Here is a 5,852-nt window from a genome sequence, read left to right on the forward strand (position 1 = left end):
AACGCTATCGAAATAGACGGAAAAGATTCGGTTTACGCATTAACTTAATCGCTGCACTGGTAAACCGGATAAATTTTCAATAATGACTTTCGCAAGAGATCTATTATTTTTTAAAATAAAGATTTTTATATAATTCACAAGTGTATTTAAATTTATAATAAAAATCTATCATTAATGTGAAAGGCTTGGTCTATACGGTTTTCAAAGCTGGCTCTGCTGTTGTCACACTGAATTATTAGATCAAATCAGGAAGATATCATCTTTGAATGGTATCTCGAATTCAGTGAATCATAAAATCATTCAGCTTCAGTGGATATGCAATAAAGTCACTGATGCCGGTTTTACTTTTCATTAATAATTCAGTACACAGACTAAAGAAACTTTAAAAACAGGTTTCGATGTGGGCTGTCTTGCGGCAACACTTCCAGCAGGTGCTGTACGGCATCTATCCGCTCAGGGGCACGACCAATAATCCGCAGCAACTGGTCGATATCCTGCATTTGGTAAATTAACTGGCTCAGTCGCGCATCAAAACTATTGCGCCAGATAGTTAAAAATGGACTTTCGGATTTGCTTAAAAAACTTCCTTTATACAAATTGAAAGTACTAGTAAGAAGACCCGCATTCAACGATTGTTCTGCCCGTAAAAAGTCACATTGAATTTCACAGCTCAATTTGTAAATACGCGGTTCAATACAGTTGGGCAGCAGGTTACGCAGTTGGGAAAGTTCAGCTTTAAGGGTCTTGATACTGACATCACGTTCGCCGTACAAGGCATAATGCAGTTCATCTAGGCTGATGCCGTATGGATGCAAGACCAAAATACACAGAATCTCAATCTGCCGGTGAGTCAGGCTTAAAACATGCTGATTAAACTGAATCCACGGCGTGCCCAGCGCTTGAATATACAGGACATTTTTTTGTTCAAACTGAATGGCACGCTGTACCAAATCGGCACAGCGCTCTACCGCAAGCAAGCCGAGCGGCGTATGTTTTTTATATTTGGTTGAAAGGTTAATAATGCCATGAAACTGGCCAGAGTACGGATCTAAAATGGGGGCTGCATAGTATACCCAGTCACGGACGCTATCCATTTGGTTTTCATGCGAGTAAACACAGCTGGAGGTATGGCTGTTCAATGTCAGTCCGATGGCATTGGTTCCAACGGCCTGAGTAGACCAATGTCCGCCTTCGACAAAATGAACCTGTTCAGCCGAAGAGAGCATGGCCGAACTGCTCCATGTCCATAACAAGGTACCCTGATGGTCGGTCAAGCCTATTGCCATGCCGGAATCATCCGCAATTTTCAGCAAATCGGCATAATTATGCTGAATGGAACGGCAGAACAAGGAGGGCTGGGATTCCTGGGGTAAAGTCTATATAGGTCACAGTCTTGGATATGCGATTTAACACATGTTCAGCTAAAGCCCACTTCATAAGTTTTATGAACTTACTCACTGAACCAAAATTTTCGATGATGAAAATGGCTTAATCAGCCTAATATTCGATAGTTAACTGTTTAAGCTTTGAAATTAATGGTGTTGCATCTTGTTCATGACTTTTTGCGAGAGTCAGTTTTTGATATCCAAGTTTGTGTGATATAGAGATAGGGTGAGTATCTAACCCTGATATCCAGCTATTTAGATAGCATTAGGTAAAGTGAATATCTTGATATTTTCTAATTTTAAGATGAGATAAATTCACATAATGATTAGAAGACATATTTTTATATCATATTTGGTTTTGGAGATTTTCTGCATCTCATTCAGCATTTCTACTCAAAAATTTAATAATAAAAATAAATAAGTATTTATTATTTATAGATTTATTAGATTAAGAATACTCAATTTTTTAAAGGATAAAGTAGAGCAGGTTCATCCTCATCAAACTAAAGACGAGCAAAGAATATATAAACATGAATTTTACTCATCTTTTTATTAGACTAAATCATTTTTATTCATTTAATCATTCGCGTATAAATTATCCCATTCAGAAATTTTGGTTTTATCTCAAAAATTAGGGTAGCGGATCACTATGAGTAAAGAGTTTGCATGTTCAATTAAACGAATTCGTTTTGACGAAAACTATCAGCCAGCAGACAGCACACGTCTGACTACGAATTTTGCCAATTTAGCACGCGGTGAAAGCCGTCAAGAGAATCTGCGCAGAACTTTAGTGATGATCAATAACCGTTTTAATAGCTTGGCAGCTATTGATAATCCAAAAGGAGATCGCTATTCACTTGAAATCGATATCATCTCTGCAGAACTAGACGTTGAAGGCAACGGTAAGACTTTTCCATTCATTGAAATGCTGAAAAGTACGATTACCGACCATAAAACCAATGAACGTATTGAAGGCATGATTGGTAACAGTTTTTCATCTTATGTACGTGATTATGACTTTAGCGTTGTATTACCGGCATTGGGCTGTAAAACAGATGAGAAGCCAGAGAACTTTGGTGATTTGCATGGCAAGCTTTATCAACACTTAGTCAATTCAGAGATCTTTAAAGCAGAGTTTAAGAAACAGCCTGTGATTTGCCTCAGTGTTTCAACAACAAAAACCTATTACCGTACCGCGAATGTGCATCCTGTATTAGGGGTGGAATATAAAAATGATGAATATTCACGCACAGATGACTATTTCAAAAAAATGGGCTTACGAGTGCGTTATTTCATGCCTGCTCATGCAGTTGCACCTTTGGCATTCTACTTTAGCGGTGATTTACTGCGTGACTACACCGATTTTGAGCTCATCAGTGCGATTAGCACCATGGAAACTTTCCAAAAGATTTACCGTCCTGAAATTTACAATGCCAACTCGAACGCAGGTTTAGTCTATCAGCCAAGTTTGAACTATCAGGATTATTCATTGACGCAAATTGTCTATGACCGTGTTGAGCGCGGCCAACTGGCAGTTAAACAAGGTCAATGGACTGAAGAAAACTTTATCAAGCCTTATAAAGACATTCTTGAGCAATGGGCTGCAAGCTATGCCATTGAAAGCCAAGCTGCTTAATTTATTCAATATAGATGATTACTGATTATGAAAATTTTATTACCGACTTCAACAGCGGGCAGCTTACCGAAACCCTCTTGGCTGGCAGAACCTGAAAAACTTTGGTCACCCTGGAAACTGGAAGGTGAACAACTGCTTGAAGCAAAGCGAGATGCTTTAAGTTTGTCGTTGCATGAACAATTGCAAGCAGGCATTGATATTGTCAGCGATGGTGAACAAACCCGCCAGCACTTTGTGACCACGTTTATTGAACATCTTGAAGGTGTCGATTTTGAGAAACGTGAAACGGTTCGAATCCGTAATCGTTATGATGCAAGCGTACCTTCAGTGGTGGGTGCAGTATCACGTAAAAAACCGGTGTTCGTGGAAGATGCAAAGTTTTTGCGCAGTCAAACCCATCAGCCGATTAAATGGGCGTTACCTGGTCCAATGACCATGATTGATACGCTGTATGATGAGCACTATAAAAGCCGTGAAAAACTGGCTTGGGAATTTGCCAAAATTCTTAATCAAGAAGCTTTGGAATTAGAAGCTGCAGGTGTCGATATCATCCAGTTTGATGAACCTGCTTTTAATGTGTTCTTTGATGAAGTGAATGATTGGGGCATTGCAACTTTGGAGCGTGCACTTGAAGGTTTGCAATGTGAAACTGCGGTACACATTTGCTACGGTTACGGCATTAAAGCCAATACCGATTGGAAAAAGACTTTAGGTTCAGAATGGCGTCAATATGAAGAAATTTTTCCTAAATTACAACAGTCTAAAATTGATATCGTATCACTGGAATGTCAAAACTCACGTGTGCCGATGGATCTGATTGAACTGATTCGTGGCAAAAAAGTGATGGTCGGGGCGATTGATGTGGCAATCAATACCATTGAAACCCCAGAACAAGTAGCAGAAACCTTGCGTAAAGCATTGCAATTTGTTGATGCAGACAAGCTGTATCCTTCAACCAATTGCGGTATGACACCTTTATCTCGTCAAGTCGCTCGTGGCAAACTTGAAGCATTAAGCGCAGGTGCTGCGATTGTTCGTCAAGAGCTTGGTGCTTAACACGAAGTGTGGCTAAACCAGAGCAGGGCGAATGATCCCTAGATCATTTGCCCTACTTGAGTCTAGGTACGTCATAAATACATTTGAGATAGAAGATATGATTGAAGCAACTGACTTTAGAAATGCAATGTCCTTGTTAACCACTGCTGTGAATGTAATCACAACACAAGGTACGGCAGGGATGCATGGCTTTACTGCATCAGCCGTATGCAGTGTGACCGATACACCGCCCTCATTGCTGGTCTGTATGAATCAATCCTCTCGCTCACATGCACATTTTATTGAAAATAAAGTGCTATCAGTCAATGTGCTCAGCACACAGCATGAACACATCTCTAATGCATTTGCCTCAAGCAAATTCAATTCTGAAGATCGCTTCAAATTTGGTGATTGGACTACACTCGAAACAGGATCACCTGTGTTAGAAGATGCTTTGGTGAGTTTTGATTGTCAGATTGAAGATATTCAAAACGTCGGTACACATAGCATTTTCTTATGTCGTGTCTTAGCGATTAAACAAAGTCAGCAAGAGGAAAGCCTGGTCTATTTTAACCGCGCTTATCATCAAGTCGGTCAATTAGAAATGGCTTAACCGTCCATTGCTTTAATACTCCATTCTTTAAAAGTCAGCATATCGTGGAACTTATTATTTTTTTAGCCATTGGGGCGCTTGCCGGATTTGCAGCAGGGCTCTTTGGTGTGGGTGGTGGAACAATTATTGTCCCGCTCTTATTTATTGTCTTTACCCAAATGGGTTACAGTGCTGACGTCATTATGCATTTGGCCTTAGGCACTTCTTTGGCAACCATTGTGGTTACCTCGATCAGCTCATTGATGGCTCACCATAAGAATGGCGCAGTCATATGGCCTGTATTTAAAAATCTCGCACCAGGAATGGTGATCGGAGGCTTTGTTGGGGCCGGAATTGCAGGATTACTTTCTGGAATTCATCTTCAGCTGATTGTTGGCGTATTTTTGCTTTGGGTGGCTTACACCATGTTTACAGGTTCCAGAAAAGTGGTAGATACCCATAAAGTACTGCCTTCATCGCCTAAACAAGTAGGTGCAGGCGCTGGGATTGGTGTAGCTTCTGCAATTTTCGGTATCGGCGGTGGCAGCTTAACTGTGCCTTATTTAAATCATTATGGTGTAGTCATGCAAAAAGCGGTTGGAACCTCAGCTGCATGTGGTTTACCCATTGCGATTGCTGGTGCTTTAGGATTTATGATTTTTGGTATGAATGCCCACGCCGCTGTGCCCAATAGTATTGGCTTTGTACATATTTATGCCTTTTTAGGCATTAGCCTGATGAGTTTCTTTACAGCAAAATTTGGTGCAAAAGCAGCACATGCATTATCACCACAAATGCTGAAAAAATGTTTTGCCATATTGCTGTTTATCGTTGGATGTTTTTTCCTTTTTAAAGGACTGCGTTGAAACATATTCAATCTTCAGTATGATGAAAAAGCCCATGGAATATGGGCTTCTGTATTTTTGCAATAGCTAGAATGATTGTCTGAGACGCAGTTGTCTTACTCGGACTGAGGTAACTGATTGTTGAGTCATAAGTATCATTGAACAGCCAGAATGAAATTTGACTTGCTGAAACAAGGACGAAATGTGCTGAAAACAAAAAATAATTTCACAAAATAGTAGGCAGGATTGCTATGTAACCTGAGTTCGATATAAAAAAAGAGTAGAAAAAAAGCCCTGTTTTTGTAACATATTGGTTCTCAAGACAAAATGTTATAAAACAAGGCTTCTCAATGGATCAT

The 5,852-nt window shown here is 39.9% G+C and carries 4 protein-coding genes and 1 pseudogene; 4 read left to right on the forward strand and 1 reads right to left on the reverse strand.

Translation table 11 applies throughout. The features are described from left to right. Nucleotides 1-371: 371 nt before the first annotated feature. Nucleotides 372-1,373 (reverse strand): annotated as a pseudogene (locus ACE01T_RS16950) (transcriptional regulator); the annotation flags it as partial. A gap of 661 nt (nucleotides 1,374-2,034) precedes the next feature. Here ACE01T_RS16950 and ACE01T_RS16955 point away from each other — a divergent pair. From ACE01T_RS16955 to ACE01T_RS16970, 4 genes are all read left to right on the forward strand, one after another. Continuing rightward, nucleotides 2,035-3,021: a DUF1852 domain-containing protein gene (locus ACE01T_RS16955; RefSeq protein WP_200224445.1), complete on the forward strand. Its 987-nt coding sequence runs from the start codon at nucleotides 2,035-2,037 to the stop codon at nucleotides 3,019-3,021. 27 nt (nucleotides 3,022-3,048) lie between these two features. Further along, complete coding sequence (locus ACE01T_RS16960) at nucleotides 3,049-4,077, forward strand: methionine synthase (RefSeq protein ID WP_200224447.1); 1,029 nt, start codon at nucleotides 3,049-3,051, stop codon at nucleotides 4,075-4,077. 97 nt (nucleotides 4,078-4,174) lie between these two features. Then, nucleotides 4,175-4,669: a flavin reductase family protein gene (locus ACE01T_RS16965; protein ID WP_200224449.1), complete on the forward strand. Its 495-nt coding sequence runs from the start codon at nucleotides 4,175-4,177 to the stop codon at nucleotides 4,667-4,669. Between the two features lie 44 nt (nucleotides 4,670-4,713). Continuing rightward, the gene (locus ACE01T_RS16970; protein ID WP_200224451.1) at nucleotides 4,714-5,514 is read left to right on the forward strand and encodes a sulfite exporter TauE/SafE family protein; all 801 of its coding nucleotides are present in this window, start codon (nucleotides 4,714-4,716) and stop codon (nucleotides 5,512-5,514) included. The last annotated feature ends 338 nt before the right edge of the window (nucleotides 5,515-5,852 follow it).

Origin of the sequence: Acinetobacter uliginosus (assembly GCF_044130295.1) — a bacterium.
Lineage (GTDB): Bacteria > Pseudomonadota > Gammaproteobacteria > Pseudomonadales > Moraxellaceae > Acinetobacter.

Excerpts from the sequence above, each read along its gene's own strand:
- ACE01T_RS16955 (WP_200224445.1), top strand. The coding sequence starts at position 2,035 with ATGAGTAAAGAGTTTGCATGTTCAATTAAACGAATTCGTTTTGACGAA.
- ACE01T_RS16960 (WP_200224447.1), top strand. The coding sequence starts at position 3,049 with ATGAAAATTTTATTACCGACTTCAACAGCGGGCAGCTTACCGAAACCC.
- ACE01T_RS16965 (WP_200224449.1), top strand. The coding sequence starts at position 4,175 with ATGATTGAAGCAACTGACTTTAGAAATGCAATGTCCTTGTTAACCACT.